Annotated in this window: 18 protein-coding genes; 1 reads left to right on the top strand and 17 read right to left on the bottom strand. The window is 39.1% G+C overall.

From position 1 onward, the window contains the following. Position 1 precedes the first annotated feature (1 nt). The 9 genes from A5888_RS16695 to A5888_RS16655 all read right to left on the bottom strand — a co-directional run bounded on the left by A5888_RS16695 (position 2) and on the right by A5888_RS16655 (position 10,496). Entirely contained in the window at positions 2-667 is a 666-nt protein-coding gene (locus tag A5888_RS16695; protein WP_086350638.1) for a hypothetical protein, read from the bottom strand. Positions 668-691: 24 nt separating this feature from the next. Beyond that, positions 692-1,765 carry a DUF916 and DUF3324 domain-containing protein gene (locus A5888_RS16690; protein WP_249274545.1) on the bottom strand — a complete coding sequence of 358 codons (1,074 nt, stop codon included), beginning with the start codon at positions 1,763-1,765 and terminating at the stop codon, positions 692-694. Positions 1,766-1,854: 89 nt separating this feature from the next. Next, a complete protein-coding gene (locus A5888_RS16685) occupies positions 1,855-2,601 on the bottom strand; it encodes a WxL domain-containing protein (RefSeq protein WP_170924876.1) in 747 nt (248 codons plus the stop codon). Positions 2,602-2,646: 45 nt separating this feature from the next. Continuing rightward, positions 2,647-3,444, bottom strand: coding sequence for a WxL domain-containing protein (locus A5888_RS16680; RefSeq protein ID WP_086350635.1), 798 nt, complete (start codon positions 3,442-3,444; stop codon positions 2,647-2,649). Next, positions 3,441-3,806 carry an LPXTG cell wall anchor domain-containing protein gene (locus A5888_RS16675; protein WP_249274544.1) on the bottom strand — a complete coding sequence of 122 codons (366 nt, stop codon included), beginning with the start codon at positions 3,804-3,806 and terminating at the stop codon, positions 3,441-3,443. Before A5888_RS16675 ends, A5888_RS16680 begins: the two co-directional genes overlap by 4 nt. A gap of 17 nt (positions 3,807-3,823) precedes the next feature. Then, a complete protein-coding gene (locus A5888_RS16670) occupies positions 3,824-7,453 on the bottom strand; it encodes a WxL domain-containing protein (protein WP_170924875.1) in 3,630 nt (1,209 codons plus the stop codon). 138 nt (positions 7,454-7,591) lie between these two features. Then, entirely contained in the window at positions 7,592-8,305 is a 714-nt protein-coding gene (locus A5888_RS16665) for a winged helix-turn-helix domain-containing protein (RefSeq protein ID WP_086350633.1), read from the bottom strand. A gap of 73 nt (positions 8,306-8,378) precedes the next feature. Further along, positions 8,379-9,071, bottom strand: a complete 693-nt coding sequence (locus tag A5888_RS16660; RefSeq protein ID WP_339101739.1) for a winged helix-turn-helix domain-containing protein — start codon at positions 9,069-9,071, stop codon at positions 8,379-8,381. Positions 9,072-9,356: 285 nt separating this feature from the next. After that, the gene (locus A5888_RS16655) at positions 9,357-10,496 is read right to left on the bottom strand and encodes a tyrosine-type recombinase/integrase (RefSeq protein WP_086351192.1); all 1,140 of its coding nucleotides are present in this window, start codon (positions 10,494-10,496) and stop codon (positions 9,357-9,359) included. 502 nt (positions 10,497-10,998) lie between these two features. Here A5888_RS16655 and A5888_RS16650 point away from each other — a divergent pair. After that, on the top strand, positions 10,999-12,474 hold the full coding sequence (locus A5888_RS16650) for a helix-turn-helix domain-containing protein (protein ID WP_339101737.1): 1,476 nt from the start codon (positions 10,999-11,001) through the stop codon (positions 12,472-12,474). 209 nt (positions 12,475-12,683) lie between these two features. Here A5888_RS16650 and A5888_RS16645 read toward each other — a convergent pair whose 3' ends face one another. From A5888_RS16645 to A5888_RS16610, 8 genes are all read right to left on the bottom strand, one after another. Next, the gene (locus tag A5888_RS16645) at positions 12,684-13,850 is read right to left on the bottom strand and encodes a MalY/PatB family protein (protein WP_086350630.1); all 1,167 of its coding nucleotides are present in this window, start codon (positions 13,848-13,850) and stop codon (positions 12,684-12,686) included. Next, positions 13,837-14,892 carry a M42 family metallopeptidase gene (locus A5888_RS16640; protein ID WP_086350629.1) on the bottom strand — a complete coding sequence of 352 codons (1,056 nt, stop codon included), beginning with the start codon at positions 14,890-14,892 and terminating at the stop codon, positions 13,837-13,839. Before A5888_RS16640 ends, A5888_RS16645 begins: the two co-directional genes overlap by 14 nt. Continuing rightward, on the bottom strand, positions 14,889-15,965 hold the full coding sequence (locus A5888_RS16635) for a M24 family metallopeptidase (RefSeq protein ID WP_086350628.1): 1,077 nt from the start codon (positions 15,963-15,965) through the stop codon (positions 14,889-14,891). The genes A5888_RS16640 and A5888_RS16635 overlap by 4 nt, the downstream gene beginning before the upstream one ends. Before the next feature lie 113 nt (positions 15,966-16,078). Then, positions 16,079-17,419 (bottom strand): PTS sugar transporter subunit IIC, encoded by a 1,341-nt coding sequence (locus A5888_RS16630; protein WP_086350627.1) that lies wholly within the window; start codon positions 17,417-17,419, stop codon positions 16,079-16,081. Positions 17,420-17,446: 27 nt separating this feature from the next. After that, entirely contained in the window at positions 17,447-17,776 is a 330-nt protein-coding gene (locus A5888_RS16625) for a PTS sugar transporter subunit IIB (protein WP_086350626.1), read from the bottom strand. 21 nt (positions 17,777-17,797) lie between these two features. Beyond that, a complete protein-coding gene (locus A5888_RS16620; RefSeq protein WP_086350625.1) occupies positions 17,798-18,109 on the bottom strand; it encodes a PTS lactose/cellobiose transporter subunit IIA in 312 nt (103 codons plus the stop codon). A 5-nt stretch (positions 18,110-18,114) separates the two neighbouring features. After that, positions 18,115-20,034, bottom strand: coding sequence for a BglG family transcription antiterminator (locus tag A5888_RS16615; RefSeq protein ID WP_086350624.1), 1,920 nt, complete (start codon positions 20,032-20,034; stop codon positions 18,115-18,117). A 321-nt stretch (positions 20,035-20,355) separates the two neighbouring features. Further along, positions 20,356-21,063, bottom strand: a complete 708-nt coding sequence (locus tag A5888_RS16610; RefSeq protein WP_086350623.1) for a GntR family transcriptional regulator — start codon at positions 21,061-21,063, stop codon at positions 20,356-20,358. Positions 21,064-21,120 lie beyond the last annotated feature (57 nt).

The raw sequence follows: 21,120 nt of genomic DNA, 5'->3' as shown, positions 1-21,120 counted from the left end.
CCTACCCATTTTTCTTTAATGAGTTTTCATTGATTTTAAATTGTTTCAGAACCTTTTGTTGATGGTCCTGTACTCGTTTCAAATCCTCTTTAAAATCCGTAAGTTTCTCTTCACTGTCTAAAATGGAATCTGCTTGTCCATTCAGATTGACCCCTAGCTCCATCATGTAGCTGTATTGTTTATTCAACAAACTTTGGTTTTCTAGTGTCAATCGCCCACTTGCCGTACGTGATCCATAGCTAGCCAAACGACCGGACAATTCCTTAATATTACTAACGACCTTCGCTGTACTCTCTGCATCGTTTATATTATCTAGTTGACCGGAAATCTCTTCCACTAAATAATACCCTTGGACAACTCCATCAGAGTCTCTTTCATTCAAGGTTTTACCTTGGTAATAACGAGCATAGAACGCCCCTCCACCAAAGCCAATCGCTAGAACCAACAATAGAAACACGTTGCCCCATTGACGTTTTCGTTTTTCTCGGAGTTGCTGAACCGCTCGTTTCAACCTCTTACGTTTCTTCTTATTCTTAACACGTTTCTTTGTTAGCTTCTTTAGGTTACGTCCTGTCAAGATAGCACCTAAACCAGTCAATACCATAAACAGTAGAAAGAGGATAGCACTTGACAGTAATCCTATAAACAGCCAATCCAAAACACTCATTTACCTATCCTCCGCATCTATTCTTCACTTTTTCTTCGGTCGCTTCTTGTTACCTTTTTTCTTCTTTTTCCCTTTGTTGCTAAAACGACGAATCAATACAAAAATTATAATTACTAAAAGGAATGCTCCGCCTACAATCGTGGCAATCAGTTTCCAGTCAACACCCTGTTCCTGAAGTAGACTCAAATCTTCACCATTGAACTTATCTGCGTCGTCATCTGTGATTTTGAAATCCTCTGTCCATTCCCAACGATCTGTTTCAGTTGTCACTACGATTCTAGCTGTATAATCCCCTGGAACCATTCGGTCACCCTGCATCGAAATAGGGAAATCGATTAGTGAGTTAGGCGCCATACGCATCGAAGCGACTTTCGTATCATAGAGCACCTCGTCGGAGCCCTTTTCAGTGATTTGTGCATCAACGGTCATATCATTGATAATCACTGCCTGGGTATTGGAGAAATTAACATAAATCGAATTACGATAATTACTCAATTCTGGATATACCTTATTCAATGTCAAATCAGGTAATACTTCGGTATCCGTCTCTGACAAAACCATTCCAATCAAATAAGCATATTTATTAATGACTGCACCGGTTTGATTTTCTTCTGCATCTGAATTCAGATTTTGCAACTCAATTCCGCCGGTAATCACACCATCATATTCTTCTGCTGGCATTGTGATAGCTAAATCTAATGTTGTCTCACCCTTTGCCGGAATCTTGATTTCATCTGGAGCTTTAACAAGATCTTCAAATGCATATTTTAAAGAAGCATCCTTTTCAATGGTACTTGGACCATACTCAATAACACCATTTTTATTCGTTTTTGCTCCATTCAATTTCACACTCAGAGTTGTTTCTATGTCTGTAGGGTTGACTAGCTTGATTTGTACAGTCTGTTGTTGCCCCGGTGTCATTCGCAAGTCGAAGTATCCCTTATTTTTGTCTCGCTGATTCTCCGGCTGAATTACTTCAAAGCTGAAGCCGCCGCCACTAAGAACTTCCGACTCCTCTTCACCGTAAACCTTTGTAGCAAAAACTGTTGCTAAACATATGTATAATAAACAAAGTAACACTGTCCATTTTTTCTTCAAGATAAATTCCCTTCCTTCAATCAGAAATGAGCCCCCGATAGTATCGGGGGTACTCATTGCTTCACTATCGTTTTTATTTACTCTGCGATTTACGGCGCAGCAGTGATTGACCAAGTAATTTCAGCTGTGTACGTACCTACTTGTTTTGCAACAGTACCTGGTACAGTCAAAACAACAGATTGTTGTGGTGAACCAACTTGCCCTGCAGCAACTGAACGGTTACCGAAAGCTAATTTGTATTGTCCAAATCCTTTACCTGTTGTTCCATCTGTGTGATTTAAGAATGTAACCTTTTGATTCAACTCAAGTGCAGGCGGATTAGTAACGACATTCTCTGGAGCCAGCGCAATTGCACCTGCAGAGTTGTTATGAGAAACACGTACGTTATTGTATTTGATTGTAGAACCAGTCAATTCGCTATTGCCTTTTTTGAATTGTTTTGTCATTTCTGCTTCAATAATGTATGTGTTTTCGTCAAGAGAACGAACATCCTTGAATTCTACGAAGTTTTCCATGTCGCCGAAGCTTGCATCGTTGAATGCTTTAACGTTGTAAGGCTGGCTGCTTCCGTCTGTAAGGATTGCATGCTTTTCGAAGTTCAGAGGTGTAACTGCAACGATTTTCATATCTGCTGGATCTGGGTTTACTGGTGGGTAAGGCAATACTGGTCCATCAGTATCCGGTGGTGTAATGGTATCTTTCGTTGTATCTTTCTCGAATTCTACGATTCCTTTTTCTGTCACTGAAGTATCCGCCTTTGTTGCACTTGGTACTGCTACTGCGAAACCAATAACTGCTAATAGGGCAGCTCCGCATAATTTGTGTGTGTTTTTCATTTGTGTTTTCCTCCTAAAATATGTGTTTAAGTTTGTTTGTTGCATTTATGGCAACTCAGATAAAATCCAAGTTAACACCGTAGTATAAGGTACCGGATCGATTTTAGTTGCCTCCGGTATAGACAAGGTAACTGCACTGTTTTTATAAATAGGCTTATTCTCAAATGATGTGTCCAAAATCTGTTTTCCACTGGGAGACAGCCTAGGACTTAGGGTATTCGTCTGATTACTGGTGTTCTCTCCTGAGGCACCAAATGTAATCAGCCAAGTACCTTGCCCATTCCCAGCGGATGCTTCCGCCAAGGTATAAGTATCTCCGATATTATCTATTCGAATGACATCCTTCGATACACTTGGCGCTGCTGATAGATCCCACGTCGAATTGACCCAGGATTTATCAAAGGAAATGACCGCACCCTTCAATTTGTTGTTGAGAGTATTTGGATTTTCAAACTGTGTCGTTTGACGCACCTGAAGTGTCCAACCAGCACCAGTTCCCCGATAGTCAGATACTTGGATAAAATTCCCTCTAGCCTCTGTATCACCAAAGAACAGCTGCGCATTCGCCTCATAGAGACGATCCCCTTTTGTGATCTTATTTTGACCAAAACCTAATTGCGGGACAAATTCAATCCGTAATGGACTATCCATACTCGGACTAGGACCGGGATCTACAATCGTTCCAGGATTTTCAGGGTCCCGTACGCCTTTCCCATAGTCGCCTTCGAATTCTACAGTTCCGCCATTTGTGACATTCGGATCTGCATATGCAGTTGTCTCAGAATAAATTACACCTAAGAACACCAGAGCAAGCAATCCTACTGAAAATCTTTTCTGTTTCATCGGCTGCCTGCCTCCTTTTCATCCTTTCTGCGCTTCCAGAAGAAGAACAGGAGTACTAGGACAACGAGTACAGAACCACTTATAGCTAGACTTTTCTTCACTAATTCTCCTGTAGAAGGATATTTCCCAGTAGGTTTTGTGACTGGCAGCTCCGAAGAGGACGGCTCTGTGACTGGTGTTGAGGTAGACGTACTGGGTATTGTCGTACTACTCGTTGTTTCTTCATAAAACTGAATGACTCCATTGGTTTGGACTGCTCCACCGTTCTCTGCCGCAATACTGGTTGGTGCACCAGCTGTAAAAGCGGTAGTCAGCAACAGGAGCATGGAGAGTCGAATCAGATGAATGATGTTGTTTTTCATGTTTCTCCTCCCCATGTTTAAGGCGTGTCACCTAAATGCCAAGTGATTTCTGCCTGATATTGTCCAAGTTTCTTAACAGAACCTACTGGCACTTCCAGCTTGATTCCTGTCCCCCCCGAACTCCAGTCATTACTTACGACATAATCTCCAGCGCTATCGTGTGTGTGTGTCTTGATTACTGTCGCAAATCCATCCAGTTCTTTTTCTGTTGATCCATTATTGAACTTGATTGCATCACTTAAAACCTTGGATGAATCATTTGCATGGGCCATTTCCTTTGTCAAGGTAGCTGTGAGTGTCCAACTCTCTCGATTACCCCGATTGTCTGAAACAGTCAACGGAGCACTCAATTCCGGTTCTTCCACACGGGTATCCTTCATTGTAACTGCATGTTCTTTGAAGTTGATTACTTTTGGTGCGGAAGTTAATTTCAATATTCCGTGAATCACTCCACCAGGTACTCCAACAGGATTAGCTGTTGTTACATTAATTGGCTTAAACGGCCCAGTCGGATCGATCGGTCCAGGTACAAAAGGACTTTTATCCTCTTGTGGTGAAAAACCTTTTGCATCGGCTGAATTCTCAATATCTTGACCAATCTTGCTATTGTTTACAGTAACCTTGAATGTTGCAATAAAGCCATTCATGGTAGGAACATTTCCGACTTTGATTTTTAAGAGACGTGTTGTTGTATTGTACTCAAAGGAATCTGTCTCAAGAGGAACCTCAGTTTCCACTCCGAGAGCATTCACTTTTTTGATCGTGATCCCATGATTATTCGCATCAAAATCCAGACCTTCCGGCAGTGTATCTTCTAACACAACATCCCCCCAATCCTCAGAATCAGCTTTGTTATTTCTGCCTGTTAATGTATACGTTAAAGTATCACCAACAGATGTGGTTGTGCCACCACTGGAAATAACTGACTTTGTAAGACTCGGGTCATCAGGAATGACATCTTCAACGACATAATTTGCTGCTTTTTTAAATGTTGCGTCACGATAATTTAAATCGTTTGGATAAGGATTGATATTTCCATTTACGCTGTTTGTTGAGGGTGCAGCTGGAAGTAATTCGTGTGTGTCATTCGAACCAGCTACAGCTTCTCCGGCATTATCTTGTAGATAAATCGTTACACTATCACCACTATTTAGATATTCAGACAAATTATGTGTCCATTTTCCGTCAGCGCCAACCGTTCCAGCAGGGACAAGCGTCCCGGCGTTCGCTGTTGTTCCCGAAATAGTTAAGAATACCTTTGCATTGGCTTCAAGATTTTCAGCAATCAATTGCTTGGTTGCGTTCGTTATTTTTCCTGCTATGAGCTCTGCCGGCTCGGGCGGTGTGATATCGATCACATTCGTTGTAAGTTCACTTACCCAAGGACCACGAACCGCACTGGCTTTAATATCTTGATCAGCTAAATTAAAATCTCCATCTGCATTGGTTACTTCTACATAGCCATTAGCATCGGTTCCGATTGGTCCAACCGTATTACCTCTAGAATCTGTAAAGGTTACTTGCACTTGATCAACTCCGGCATACACAGGTACATAAATAATCTCTCCTGAAACACTGTCAAAACTATCTGGCATATTCCCAACTAAAATACGAACTTTATACCCTTTATCAGCATCTGTTACTGGAAACCATTCGATTGTTGGCGGAACATTAAACCCAGAAATTCTTCGGAAATTATTCGGTGAGGTAAAGTTTGCCTGTAGCGCACTATTCGAACTACTTATCTTACTAGAACTAGCTCCTTCAATGCTAAAACTAGCAACTTTTGAATAAGAAAAGCTGGATGGGCTAGTGGATAAAATATTAGTATTCCAAATATCTACATCTGTATCGGTAATCTCAAATTTTAACCCTCTGTCATCCTGTAGCTCCAATACCCTGGAACGGTAATTCGCTGTATTATTAAACTTGTTATTAAAGTCATAGGACCCAGGACTATTCATAATAAAGGTTCGATTATTCGTCGTATTTGATGCAATATTAGAATATGGAGCTTGACCTTCTTGTGTATAATCTGATCCAACAAAGTCTATCAATCCTAGACGAGAGCTAGAGTTGCTGGAAGTTGCTGAAGTACCATTATCCACATTTCCAGATACATAGATATTTCCACCTGGTTCAACAGTTACATTTGTGTCTTTATTTGCAAACTGAATAACTGCTGAATTTTCATAAGTTAAGAAGTTACCAGTCGCTCCATTTTTGATCCTAAGAGATGCTCCCTCACGATAAAGTGAAACTGCATTACCTGGGAAATTGGTCGAGTAAGTAGAGCCTTCTTCCAAAACAATGTCCTTCACATTTGCATATAATCCTGGATAACGATAAGAACTTGCATTTGTATTTTTCAAGTAAACAAAACTATTCTTCTTCATAGTTGCTTCTTCAGACGCTCCAGTATCTGTTGCATTTGAACTGGAATAGGTAGCACTTGTTCTATACCAAACAACGGAGTAATTGTTGCTATATATTTCTCCAAAATACCGTGTCTTTTCTTCAACAATTAAGCTACCCAGATAAAAATTTTCTGAGGCAGATTCAATGGAATTATCTCCATACATCGTTACTTCAGCTCTACCCGCTCTTAATAAACGATGAATTCCCCAATTAGATCCGGATGATCCCTTACTTTCAGTAATCGTTGTCACATTTCCAAAACGGAACGCAAAATTAGCTCTACCAGATAGAACCTCACGAGAAGCATAGCCTCCCGTACCACCGATAAACGCATCTGTATCACCACCTGCTGCTAATGAGCCACGACTGATATATTGCGTTATCTTTATATCATGCATATGAAAAAACGCTGTTCCGTTATCAGCTAATTCTAGCGTTTCTGTCGTTCCGGTTGTTCCTCTAGAAAGATTTAAGGTATATCCTTGTCCATCAATTTCAATTGATGTGGAACGGGCATTCAGATTTGATGAACCAGATGTATCCTTTTGAATATTATTTAATAGGACAATTTTAGTGACATCTGCTGTATTATAGGCTGTGTAAAAATCCAACCAGTTAGAAACAGTAGCTATTTTTACTGTAGGATCAAAACCAAATCGTGCGTTTGCTGCATCATTTGCTGCATCAATTTCATCTTGAGTTGGAAGATCATGAGACTTAGAGTTTCTTAATGCTATCCGCTCATTTGTCCGATAAGCAGTTAATGTTTGTGTTGGAGGGGCAACCAATTTGTCATCAAAGGAATAAGCTGCCTGTGACAAAATGTTATTCTTCATATCTTTCAACACAATCCTGCTGTCACCATACCCACCAACATTCAGACTAAAAATTAGACTTTCTTGTCCATTTCCGTCAGTAACCGTTACTTGCTTCTGTCCTTCGTCTAAATCAGTAACGGTGACCTTTCCACTAAAATCCTTATTGACACTTGCTAGTAACGCTTCCTCTGAAACAGGGTCTGTATGTTGGAAATCAACAATAAACATTTCATCTTCCACATTTTTAAGTTCTATCATTATCGGATTTACTTCATCTTTCATAGCACCGACGCTTATCGAATACTTATCTTCCGATGCATGAATTGTGCCTTTGTTCAACGATAGATAAGCAACCACACTCAATAAAAAAGCAAGTACAACAAAAACAGAATATCTTTTGATTCGCTTCATTTTTCTCCTCCTTTCCTCAATATTTGTGTATCTTACCGATTGATAAAGATACATCTATTTCAATTCCCTTCAAAGGAACAAGATCATTAGATTTCATAGTGTGTTTGATCCAGCCATTTCAGGAAATGAAATTCTATATTACTTTTCTGAGGAACTCCCTAAGTCGAGCATATATCCCTTCGAGCGAACTGTTCTTATATAGTTTGGACGAAGTGGATTAATTTCCATTTTTTGTCTTAGATGAAACATGAGATTGGCAATACGCGCTCGGGAAAATGGTTTCTTTTGTCCCCAGATTTCCTCATGGATTTCTTCGTAGGTGACCGCTTTTCTTTCTCTTCTAAAAAGCAAGTCCAACAGTTGGTACTCTAGTCTCGTGAGACTGACCTCATTATCTCCATTAATCACTACACTTCGGTTATCGATCAAAAGTTCAAAATCTGCTTTTTTTACATCTGATATTTCACTCTTTTCAACTATAGTGCTAGTGTTATTCCGACTCATCATCGTATTTCGAATAATCAGCCTCATCTCCTCTGGTTCACATTCCGTATGAAAATTCCCTATAGCCCCGAGTTGCAAGTAAACTAAACGATTCACTTCTGGAATTTCTCTTGAAAAAGTCCATACAAACGGAATCGAAGCATTTTTGATTTTTAGAATCAAATTACATGTCTCTCCAACATTTTTTTGCTCCTCATCAAAAATAATTACCCCATCAATTTTCTTCGAAACAGTATTTATATTGGTTTCCGGTTCAATTGATATAACCTGATAATCTTCCTGTTTTAATAATTTTATGTATTCTTCATCGAGTTCTCCCGTTATGTTTACAATCCCTATTGTTCCCATTTCATACACGCTCCTTCCTCAAAACTTAAATTTTCATGAGCAGCCTTTTTACTCAGACGAAATTCAAAGCAGGTTACACATTTATCAGATACCCTTTTGAGCGAATCGTCTTTATGAATCTTGGCTCAATTGGATTATCTTCCAATTTTTTTCTTAAATGAAAGATGACATTCGATACACGAAACTTATTTTGATCGCATTCACTATCCCAGATTTCCTTGCAAATCTCTTGATAAGAAATAGCGATGTTAGGATTTTGCATCAGCAATTCCATGATCTTATACTCTATTCTGGTCAAAGGAACTTCTTTTGAGCCATCAATGATGGCACTGAGATTCATCGAATTCAGTCTAAGTAACTTATTGTCTTCCACCGACTGTTTTACTTGTCGAAGCTTCTTAGCAGATTTATATCTTTTAAGCGCATTCGATATAGTCAAAATATTTTCTTCAATTTCTGACTCGTAAGTGAATACAGCATCCGCACCTACCTGCAGGTAAATCATTTTCGTGAAAGGCTCTTGTCCTGAAAGAATGATCCAAATCAATGCTTCTGATTGTTTTTTCCACTCAATCATACATTTGCAAATTTCACTGATATTGCTTAAATTCTCTTCAAAAATAACAAATCCATCCACATTTTTTTCTTGCTCTATTTCTGAAAAAGAATTACTTGCTGTTACGCAGTAACCTAAACGAGTGAATTTGTTCATGTATGTTTCTACTAATGGCTCGTCAATAAGTGAAATACAATTAAGTGTAAACATGCTTTTTTTCCTTTCTTTTCTCAGTGTCAAATATTTGCAGAAAAAAACATATTAATATAAAATAAAAAGTCAATTAAGAACCTTAATCGTTCTTTTTTATCAGCAGTTTTCTTAAATGTAGCGCATTTAAGAAAACTGCTGATTTTCATTAAAATAGCAATCTATTTGCCCCATACTGACGGGGCTTATGACGGCGAAAAAATAAAGAACTTTTGTTATTTAAATAATAAAAAAGCTGGGCAAGAGGTCATTTCCTCATTTGCCCAACTTTTATCAGCTAATAAGTCAGCTAACTTTTTTCATAAAATTATTGAAGAAATCGTTGTCTTGAAGCTGTTTATCAATAATAGATACTGCTTGCTTCCTTGTTTCCCACATAGAATCAGTATATGTATCCAATGTCATTTTTGTTGAAGAATGCCCGAGAATCATGCTTAGCGAAGCAATATCGACCCCTTTCTCTACGCACCTTGTCGCAAATGTATGGCGAAGCATATGAAAGTGAATCTCTTTGCGTCCCATCTGTTCCACGATTTTTTTGAAATGGTAGTTGATGATTCGCGGCTCTGAAAAACTGTCGCCACAAGGAATAACAAATTCAGATTTGTTTGTTCTGATCGTTTTCAAATAGCGTTTCAAATTCGGTGCAATCGGAATTGCCCGAATAGAGGCTCTAGTTTTAGGAGAACCCAACATTACTTTGGTTTTAAAGTGTTGATCTGGTACTGGTACACGTACAACAATCTGATTAACATAAAGCACATCATTTTTAAAATCAATATCTGACCATTTCAGCCCGCTGATTTCACCGATTCTCATTCCTGTATATAAGGAAAGAATAATCGCGAAGCAGCCCTTTTCTAACGCTAAATGCTCTAACTCTTTTTGTGTATCGATATCTAAAGCAGTCACCTTTTTTCGATTAAATTTTGGTAAACTGACATTGTCACAAGGATTCTCATATATATAAGAAGAAAGTCGTGCTTTTTTTAACCCGCTTTTTAAAATATTGAAAATACATCGGATAGTCAAAGGCGATAATTCTAGAGAAGAGAGATATTTTATAAACCGTTCAACATCTTGGGATTGTAAAGCAATCAATTGCTTTTCTCCAAGACTTGGTAGTATATAACGCTCTAGATGACCACGATAGTTCATATATGTAGATAACTTTACCTGGTTTTTAATACTCGTTTCTATCCAATAAAGCATCCAGCTTCTTACTGTTTCTGAAGCATTCAATCTCTTGTTCTGTGCAAACGTGAATTGAGCTTTGAGCAAGGTCAACTCTTGCTTTACATCCGCATACTTTTTCCCATAGATATAGCCATACTTGATTTGACCATCCAAGGATCGAGCTTTTATATATCGGCCTTCATAACGACCATCTTTTCTTTTGTAAATATTCTCACCTTTTCTAGGCATAAAAATCTCCCTCATTCGCATTCAATTTTTGACTATTTTTTTGACGGCGTAAAAAAAAGCTTGTTTCTTACAATAAATTCTCATTTTTTTCTATTTATTCGCAAAATAATGAAAAAATATTATTGTTTTCCTTGTAGACTAAATAAACAAAGTGCATTATCATGTTAATATAATCGTTTTATTGAAATATTTTTAAATTTACAGTTAAAACAAAATATTTTTTTTACAGCATGATAAATTCCTCTTTATTTCTCTTAAATGCGCTACATAAAAGAAAAAAACATCTTTCCCCCACCGTTTCATTCCACATTCTATTAAAGTTTTTCTCCCACAAAATAATTTATACTATTTTTAATCGCCAAACAATAACACTTCTCCTATATTTTTATGTAAAAAACGATAATAATTATATTTATCGATTATACAATCAAAAATAAATTGTGATATAGTAAAAAAGAAAGTTCTACCATTTTATCATTGTTTCTATCAAGGGGGTCTTAAGGTGAAATTATTTGAGAAGGATGACAGCCGAGCTTATGATCTACTCCTTGTTTTGCTAAAAGAGCGAAGCAATCCTGATTTGACAATTGCTTATCTTTCAAAAAAATTGAGTACAGATAGAAGAATTATTCATAAATATCTGCTTCGTATTATGGAAGATAATCGACAGATAAACGCACCAGTGAAACTGGATTTACAGGTGGACTCTCAAGGAAGTATCACACTAATTGTCCCATTTAATTTTGACAGAAATGCTTTCAAAGCTATGTATTATGAACGATCCATCAATTTCAAATTGATGATCGAGATTCTAATGGGACAATTTATCTCGATCGAAGATTTTGCTGAAAAGAATTTCATTAGTATCCCATCTGTCTATCGAAAGCTTCCTCAGCTAAAAGAACACCTTCAAGTTCTGCAAATTGATTTAGACTTAAAATCTGAAAAAAAATTTCGTGGTTCTGAACGTCAAATTCGGACATTTTACTATTACTTGTTAAATGATGTCCAAAATTATCTAAGCATCCCCAATTTTCTAACGGTCAATGGGGAGAAAAGATATCCTACTTTTACTAATCTGTGGCTTACCATTACTTACTTTCGACTACATGCTAAAAATTACATTACTCAACGAGACGAAATAGATAGCATTAAAACTTTTCCTATCGCAGAATCAGATTTTCTTTATTCTTGGAATAACATATTTGAACAGTTGTTTCATGAATTTGCTTTGGAAGAAGAACTATTAGCCAACGAAAAGCACTGTCTCTATGTCATCTTCAACTCAATAATGGGGCTTTTCTCCGATCAACAGATAATTTCAAAGGTTACTATTCCCGATACTATAGATCAATTTGAAACTACGATTGAGAAGATCTCATTTATGTGGATTACCCACTTTATTGATTTTTTCCAATTGACCATTGACTCTTCTGGTTTCAATTATATGTATCAAGTGATACTCAATGCTCATGCGGTAAGTTTCGTTTTTAAAGGGCAGGTTCATTGGATTCGTCGAATGTCTGACTATAATTTAGTGATTTTAGAAAATGATGCGTTAAATAAAAAAATCGATGTTTTTTTTGAGGAGATAACAGCGGAACCTCTGTTTCACTCATTTAGTCCCAAAGGATTTACTGCTACATTTTCTTTAGGATACACCTTTTTTATACATAGCTTTCTTACAAGTTTTAATCAGCCCGTTCGCATCCATATTTTTTCGAAACTCGGTTATCTAGCGACGACTTATTTGCAAGAAAAGGTCACTAAGTTCAGTATGGTGCCAGTCACAATTGTGACAGATGAAACACAAGCCGATCTACTTATTAGTGATACATACACTCCTTATTCAATTGATCTTCCGACTCTTTATACTCAACCATTACCTCAAGAAGATGAGCTGAGCTATATAAAAGCAGCGATTGAAAAAAAATACTATGAAAAAATGCTAAAAAGAATCGATCACAAAAGTGAATAAATAGACTAAGCCGCGAAGCCCATCTGACAGGAGGACTTCGCGGCTTAGTCTATTCATTTAAAGAATCTTAGAAAAACACCCGTTATGCAGGAAACACGACCATATAATAATGGTACCTTCTGCGAAAACGGGGGCATCTCATAAACCTTTACAAGTAGTTTCCATAAATTGACACGTATTTCTCAGTGGTGCACACTTCTTTGCCACTCTCATTGAACAGCTCTTAATAACCGCTCCAGCCCATCAATAATTTTTTCTCTTGGTGCGCCCAAATTTAATCGGAGATACTTTTTGCCTTCTTCTCCATAGGTATCGCCCCTCATGATCGCTACTTTTTCCTGATGAACAAGAATCTGCTGCAACTTGTCCATCGAAAAGGGAACATTGGTAAGATCTAACCAGGCAAGATAGGTTGCTTCTGGTATATAAGAAATGATGGAATCCGTTGATTTTAATAAATCAGTCATTACTTGAAAGTTTCCATCAAGGTATTGATTCAGTTCATTCAACCATCCTTCCTGATTGTTATAGCAATCTTGTAATGCCAACATGCCTAAATAAGGAACAGAGGACAAACCATCTCGACCTTTGAGCACCTTCAAAAACTGCTCTCTCAATTGGTCATCTGGAACAATCGTATATGAACAACCCAACCCAGGGCTATTGAAGGTTTTCGATGCAGAAGATAGCAGAACAACAGGAACCTTGATTTTATCCTTAAGGGCGAGAATCGGGATATGGGAAATTCCTTTTCGCAAAATATCCATATGGATCTCATCACTGATAATTGCCACTTGATACTGATTGCATAGGTCGACCATACAACCTAGCTCTTCTTCCGTAAAGGCTCTACCTGTCGGATTATGAGGATTACACAGCAGAAATATTTCGGGGTTTTCTCTTTTAAAGCATTCCTCTAACTCATTGAAATCAATACTGAACTTTGCTTCTCTTTGTAAACTGACAGCAAGTAGCTCTTGATGATTTTCTTTCAGTACATTGAAAAAAGCATCGTAACAAGGGGTCAGTGTGACAACCTTCCCGCCTTTTCTTGACAGCAGTTGAATAAATACCGAGAGGCTATAGATGACACTTGGACTGTAGCTGATCCATTCTTCCTCCAGTTCTGTTTGGAAACGTCGCTGAAACCAACTACGGATAGCGCCTTTGAAGGCATGGTGATTCCAACGCGTATAGCCAAACAGCCCTCTTTCTACTGCATGGGCGAGTACTTCTTTTGTGCCGCTAGGGATTTCAAAATCCATGTCGGAAATTGAAAATGGTAACAGCTCTTTCTCTCCGAAACGGTCCTGTACATAGTCCCATTGCGTTGAATAAGTTCCGTACCTTGATACGATGCGATCAAAGTGTGTCATCTGAATCCCTCAGCTTTCTCTCTACCTTTTCAATGTAACGACAAATCAGCGCTATCGTGTTCTTACAATCGTCTATACTAACCAATGAATGCCACGAATGACAGTAACGAACGGGAATACTTAAAACGATTGTCGGCTGGCCTTCATAGAGTTGAATAGCTCCGGCGTCGGTTCCGCCACCAGTAAGCTGATCAAATTGCCAAGGTACCTGCTCCTCTTCAGCGGTCTCTTGTAAGGCATCTGCCAGCTCCATATTGGCGAGAGCTGTTTTGTCATAAAGACAGATACCTGGCCCTTTCCCTAATATCCTTGTTTTTCTGGCCGCTGCTTTAGGCGTATCCTTCCCATTAGCTACATCAATAATAATATTGATATCGCCTCGAACTCTCGGTGCGGCCACCTTAGAGCCTCGAGTACCAACCTCTTCTTGAGCGGTGGCTACACCGATCACCTCTAGTTGCGACAATGGGTGCTCGTAAAAGTAATCCAACACCTCTGCCATTACACTACAACCAACTCGATTATCCAGCGCTTTACCGATAATATATTTTCCGTTAACACTTTCACTGGCAAGTGTATTCGGTGTGATCATATCGCCAATCTGAATGCCTAGCTCCGCAACCTCCTCTCTACTCTCTACACCTAAATCGATATACATCTTATCAATGGAAACAACCGCTTCTCCCATTACCGACCCTTCCGGTAACGTTCCTATGATTCCTTGAACGACACGCTTGTTTTTCCGCGCAGTAATACGAACGGATTGCCCCAACATCACATGTCCCCACCAACCTCCGAGAGGCTGAAAATAGATGAAGCCCTCCGGATTGATGTCTCGTACAAAAAAACCAACCTCATCCAAATGAGCATACACGGCAATCTTCTTTTTTTCTGTAGTTAGGTCTCCAAAATAATAATTTTTGAATGCATCTTGCTCGCTGTTTTGTGAAATCGATGTGGCAAGATATTTTCCGACCGCGTCTTCTCTCCCGGCAATTCCATCTATGTTCGACAACTCGATCAATCGTTTCTTTAGCTTCATTCAATCACCAACCACTCTTTTTTTGTTTGTGTCAGACATTCTGCTACACCTTCTGAATTGATATAGACATCATCCTCGATTCGAATACCAAACGTTTCGGGAAGATAGACACCAGGTTCTATTGTAAACACCATGCCCGAAATGATTTCTTCTTCAGCCTCACTAGTAACAGCTGGATACTCATGGCAGGTCAGTCCAATTCCGTGGCCTAACCCATGTGAAAAATACCGTCCCAACTGTTCTTTTGTAAGACAATCACGAGCAATTTTATCAAGCTCCTTCACAGCCTTTCCAACACGAACAGCTTGAATTGCCTTCTTCTGTGCAGCAAGTACCTTTTCATAGGTATTTTTTATTGTATCGTCTACCAAGCCCAAGGCAAATGTCCGAGTCATATCTGAATAATAGCCGTTGACAATACATCCGAAGTCGATCATGATCAATTCATTTTCCTGAATGATTTTTTTTGAAGCATGTGCATGAGGCAGTGCTGTACGAGTGCCAGAAGCAACAATTGTTTCAAATGCCGGACCTTCACTGCCAATTCGTTTACTGTAATAATCGATTTCGTTTGCAACATCAATCTCTGACATGCCCGGCTTGATGATCGTCGTGATATAGGCAAAGGTTTGATCCGCAAGCTTGGCAGCTTGTCTCAGGTAACTAAGCTCTTGCTCGGACTTAACCATGCGCAATTCGTCTATCCAACGCTTTGTTTCAATGAGTTGACTCCCTGATTCCTTTGCTTTGGCTTCTAATGCTTTAAAGGTCGTATAAGAAATCGTCTCCACTTCAAAGCCTATTTTTTTATGTGAGGTAATCTCAGAGAGATAATCCCATTGATTCTTTGAAGCTGAAATAGTCAGAATTTCACTTTCTTTTACTTGCTGTTGTGCTTGCTCTGTATAGCGTCCATCAATAATCAGATAGTTTTTACTTTGCCCAACAAGCAAGAAACCATTCGAACCAGTAAAGCCTGATAAGTAGCGACGATTGGCCTTGTCTGTTACAAGCAAATAATCGATCGACTGCTCAGCCATTCGCTCTCTAAGACGCTTCATACGTGCTTTCATCGTTCTGCCTCCTAAATGAAACATGGCTGAGAAAATGGTTTGTTGACACCGCTTCTTCCCAACCATGCTTTTAGTAAATAGATGCTAAATCCATTGTGTAACCGTTACTACTTTTAAAAATCCAGATCTGCTATCAAAGCTTCATCTTCTTCACTAATAACAGTGCTTGCTTCTTTCGCTGTTTTCTCTTGTTCCAATTCTTGACGCTCTAACACTTTGAAGAAAGGTAGATACAGGGCAAAGGATAAACCAACTTGAACCACCTGAATGATGATTGCTCGCCAATCGAAGCCTGTCAAAAAGCCTTCCATAAATACCGGAACATACGGTGGATCAAAGATTGGGTAATTCAACAAACCTAATTTCATGCAAATCATCGGGATCATTCCGACGAAAGCACCGCCAAAAATGAACGGGATCATCAATACCGGATTTAAAATGATCGGTACACCAAACAAAACAGGCTCATTAATTCCAAACAAGGATGGCAATAAGGCTACCGCTCCCACCTTTTTATAACGCAAAGACTTACTAACCAACATAGCAATAACTAAACCAATCGTTACACCTGACCCTGTAAAGTTCGCAAAAGCAGACAAGGTTCCGCCCGTGATCACGTGTGTCAACGGTTCGCCTGCTTCATGAGCCGCAATGTTTTCAGATAGATACTGTACGGCAATCGGGGATAAAATTGGGGATAAAACTGCTGAATGAATCCCGAAAAACCAGAAGACCAGACGCAAAACCAAGACCAGATAAATGACCCACATAGAATCCAAGCCGCCAATAGCTGGCGCTAACATCTCCATAATCACTTGAGGCAGTAGGGTACCGCCTGTCATTCCATCCGTAATTGCTCGAATCGTGATAAACAAAACACCAATGGCTGCAGTAGGCGTAATCAGCTCGAAGGAACTGGAAACGAAGTCCGGCACTCCTTCCGGCATTTTGATCACAAGCTTATGCTTCGTAAAGAACTGATAAATTTTCACACAAATAATAGCAATAAATATACCGGCAAACAGCCCTTTAGAATCCAGATGCGTCGCAATGATATTGCCATTTTCATCCACATCCATCGCAACTAACAGAAAACCGATTGCTGCTAAAATCATCGAACCAATCGTATACAGCTTCAGCTGTTCACTCAGGAAATACGCAATTGCCAGAACAGCATATAACCCAACCAAGCCCAAGGATACCTTAGACAAAAGCCCAAAAATATAGCCGTATTGATCGAACCAATTCTGGATAGCTGATACCTTGATAAATTCTGGAATCGATGGAAAAATTGCTGCAATCGATCCTAAAAGTAAGGCCGGTGTTAAAACGACCATGCCTTTTTTGATGGCTGTCAAGTATACATTGTTGTCTACCTTATTGGCAACAGGTACCAAGGTTTTACGAATAAATCCTTCGACCTTATCAAAAGCGGATACTTTTTGTTGTTCCATTTTTTTCTCCTCCAACTCATTGAATGATTATTTTTGCTGACTTTTACGATAAGCCAAAATCGCTTGCTTCATTACCGTTGCCCCATCCATCGAACCGTAGATATCCGAAGTAAGCAGGACAGTCGGCTTATTGATTTTTTCAGCCTCTCCCTTGATGTAGTCATACTTATGACTCAATTGTGGGCCCACTAAAATCACATCGTAGTCGTTGATATAACGATCCAACTTATCGACCCCAATGGCTTCCATCGGGTAATCCTCTGCCTCCAATTTTGCTGATTCCTTGACAACCTTCTTCATTGCCTCCATCATCATTGTGGTTGAAAAACCACCTGCGCAAACCAATAATGTTTTCATCCTCTTCTTCCTCTCCTAAGACTATTTTTTCTGTTCCTTCAACATTTCGATCATTTCTTCAATCAGATCACGTGCCAGTAGACTATTCATTAAATGATCCTGTGCATGAACCATCAACAGGCTCGTCTCTGTTTTTTCACCATTGATTTCCTTGGTTATCAGTGTGGTCTGTTCCTCATGTGCGGCGATGCTTCTTTCTTTGGCCTCCTTCATCTTTTGATCCGCTTCATCAAACATCCCTTTTCGAGCAAATCGCAGTGCTTCAAAAGCAGCTCCTCTGCTATCGCCTGCTGCTGAAATGATTTGAAAAATGCTTTTTTCCTGTTCGTTCATTCTGATTATCCTTTCTTGATCATCTCTCTCAAGTAGCGGGAGAAATCCTGATAGTTTTTGATTTTGTCCAAATTAGTATCTAAGTGTTGATCATCGATCATTCGAATCATCAACCGACTGATTTCTTTGTGTAAAAATAAATGACCATTGCTGATGTTGATCAAAAAAACCAGCTTTATTTGTTTTCCTCTGAAATGTGCAGCTGGTCGAAGCATGATGACGTCGATTCCTTCTTTGATTGCTCGAGCCTCCATTGGGTGCGGACCTGCAATCCCATTCTGATAAACAGTATCCACGAGCTGTTCTCTTTGAAGCACTAGCTCTGTATAACCGCTATCGGCTTCTCCAGTTGCCTCCAAACGATCAGCACGTGCCTTCAATAAAGAAAGGTACTCTGTTGTATCCGTTATCAAAAAATTTTTCTCAGAAAAAAGTGTCAGCAGTTGCTTATCCAAATCTGCCGTCAGCTTTTGATTTTCCTGAATCAGCAACAGATCCTTTTGAATTTTTTTGACTTCCTTTTCTGTCAATAACGCTTGTGTATAGATGATCGGTATTCTGTTTCCAGCTAATTCAATCGGAACAGTGGAAATGATTAAATCAACAGTCGTATCAATGCCGTTTGCTTCCATGACCGAAAACGTTCGAACCTCTGCATTAACGAAAATCTGCTCCAGCTTGGTCTTCAGAAAATAGGAAGCCCCTCCGCCAGTCGCACAGATAACTGCGATTTTTTTATACCGTCTGATTTCTTCTTGGGACTTCTTTTCCAAGCTTGCCGCAAAATAGATTGCCAGATACCCCATCTCATCTTTACTTACAGCCACGTTGATCGTATCACTGATTAGCTGAATAAATTCATACGTGATAGTGAATACATTGGCATACCGGGTGTAAACATCCTCAATAATCGGATTTTCAAGCTGATGTCCTGTATACAAACGTTGTAATAACGGTGCCACATGCAAGGTCAGCGCATCCTTCAATTCCTGATCTTCGTTGAACATCGTATAATACTTCTCATCAATTTCAGAAAGTGCCTGACTGATGTAGCTATATAGCTTGTCATATTGTGCAAACTCATGGACTGCCAGCATCTTGCCATAAAGCTGTTGACTCAAATAAATCTGTTCATTTTTCGGTAATAGGATATTTTCATATTCAGCCAAATAGCTCGTTATTCCCTTTGTCAGTTCTACATAGCTGCCAGCTTCTTGAAACAGGTGCAGTTCCTCTTTGATAAAATTACTTTGCTTGATTCTGAAGCTGAGTAAAATCACGTGAAGAACGATGTTATCCAGTACAGAATCATTCATCTTGATATCGTACTGACGAATCATTTGAATTAAATAATTTCTAAATTTTTGCTCATCAAACGCTTCTAAAAATGCTGCATATTCAACCGTCAGCTGAGGCTTAGGCACTTCGTTACGCAACAGCTGCAATATCAACGAACGTCGCTTTTCTTCAGCACCAATAAGTTTGTAGCCATAATAGGGCTTAGCATGCAAGGTCAACTCATTCGCCATTAGTTCTTCCTTTAATTGCTGTAAATCCTTTTTGATCGTGGAAGCACTGACCGCCAATGTTTCTGAGATTTGGTTGATCGTCACATACTCATTTGCAAATAGCAGCAGCAAAGCAATCATCGTTTTGCGCTCTGTCGGATTCAACAGTTCCTGTCGCTTTTCTTGAAAGAGCTGTTTAAAGTACGCATCAAATAGCTGTTTATCAAGAATCTCAAGTTGATATCCGGCTCCCCGTAGGTGACTGATTTGAAACCCCACTTTTTTGGATGTCTCGTTGATTGTTTTGATATCTGTGGAAATTGTGCGAGGCGACACATCCAATTGCTCTGCAAGCTGCGATTTTGTGCTATAGCCTGTCGCTTCTTTTAAATACTGGATGATTTTTGTTTCCCTCATGCACGTCCCCCCTCTGGTAATAAGATAACGCGAAAGCGCTTCAATTAAAATGGTATCTTTTTCAGTTTGAAATGGAAATCGTTAGCTCATATAACATAAAAACTCTTATAGCTACAGTTTATCAACTAATTTTTTCCTTACACATTCTTGAGCTGCAGCCGCTAAAAAAGAGTTCAAGTATTCGACCTTACTTGAACTCCTCGACTCTGTTATTCCTTATTTATTTTTTGTAAAAGAAGAATCTGGAATGTTTTACTATCCCAGACTCGTCGTTGTTTCTTAGTGGTGTTGTTCTGTTAGAAGCAACCAGCTCTTTCGCAACTAGTCAAAATTCTTTGCACTTGAAAAGAGCGAGATTTTTTTGAAGTGCAAAACACCTTCGCCAAGTATCACAATCTGACCATTTGCTAAATAGATTTTTTCATTCACAATCAACGCAGGATCATTTTCTGCTAGGCCTAATAACTGAGCGTCATCCTTCGAAAGATAATCCGCTTGGATCTTCCGATCTGCAAAGCCGATCTGCAGCTTCAAATTTTGAGTCAAATAATTATAGATAGACTCACGAGCAATTTCTTTTCCCAAGTAAGGTACGATCTCTTGTCGATAATACGAGCGCTCCACCCGAACAGGCTCATCATCTACAAAACGAACACGCTTTAAATAGTATAACGGTTCACCGATCTTACAGTTCAGCTCTTCGGCAATTTCTGCTGTCGCCTGTATGATTTCCAGATCTAAAATCTTGATTTTGCTCGTTTCTTCTTGGTGCTCACTCGAAAATCCTTTGATCAGATTCAAGTTTGTACTTTCATCAAAATTGACGGGACGCAAATAAATACCGCTTCCTTGAACCTTGTATACATACCCTTCATCCGTCAATAAATTAATGGCACTCCGAATCGTATTTCTACTGGTATTAAAATGCAGACTCAATTCTTTTTCTGTCGGAAGCTTTCCTCGCTCTTTATACTTTCCGTCCACTATTTCTTTAATTAATTCGGTGGAAATTTCATGATATTTCGCCACTCAAAAACACCCCTGCCAAATAGTATTCGTACATGCACCGTCTTCTGGACACATCCT

The sequence above is a fragment of the Enterococcus sp. 9E7_DIV0242 genome, assembly GCF_002140975.2.
In the GTDB taxonomy this organism is placed as follows: Bacteria; Bacillota; Bacilli; order Lactobacillales; family Enterococcaceae; genus Enterococcus_L; species Enterococcus_L clewellii.
This window is presented reverse-complemented; position numbering and strand designations above follow the sequence as displayed.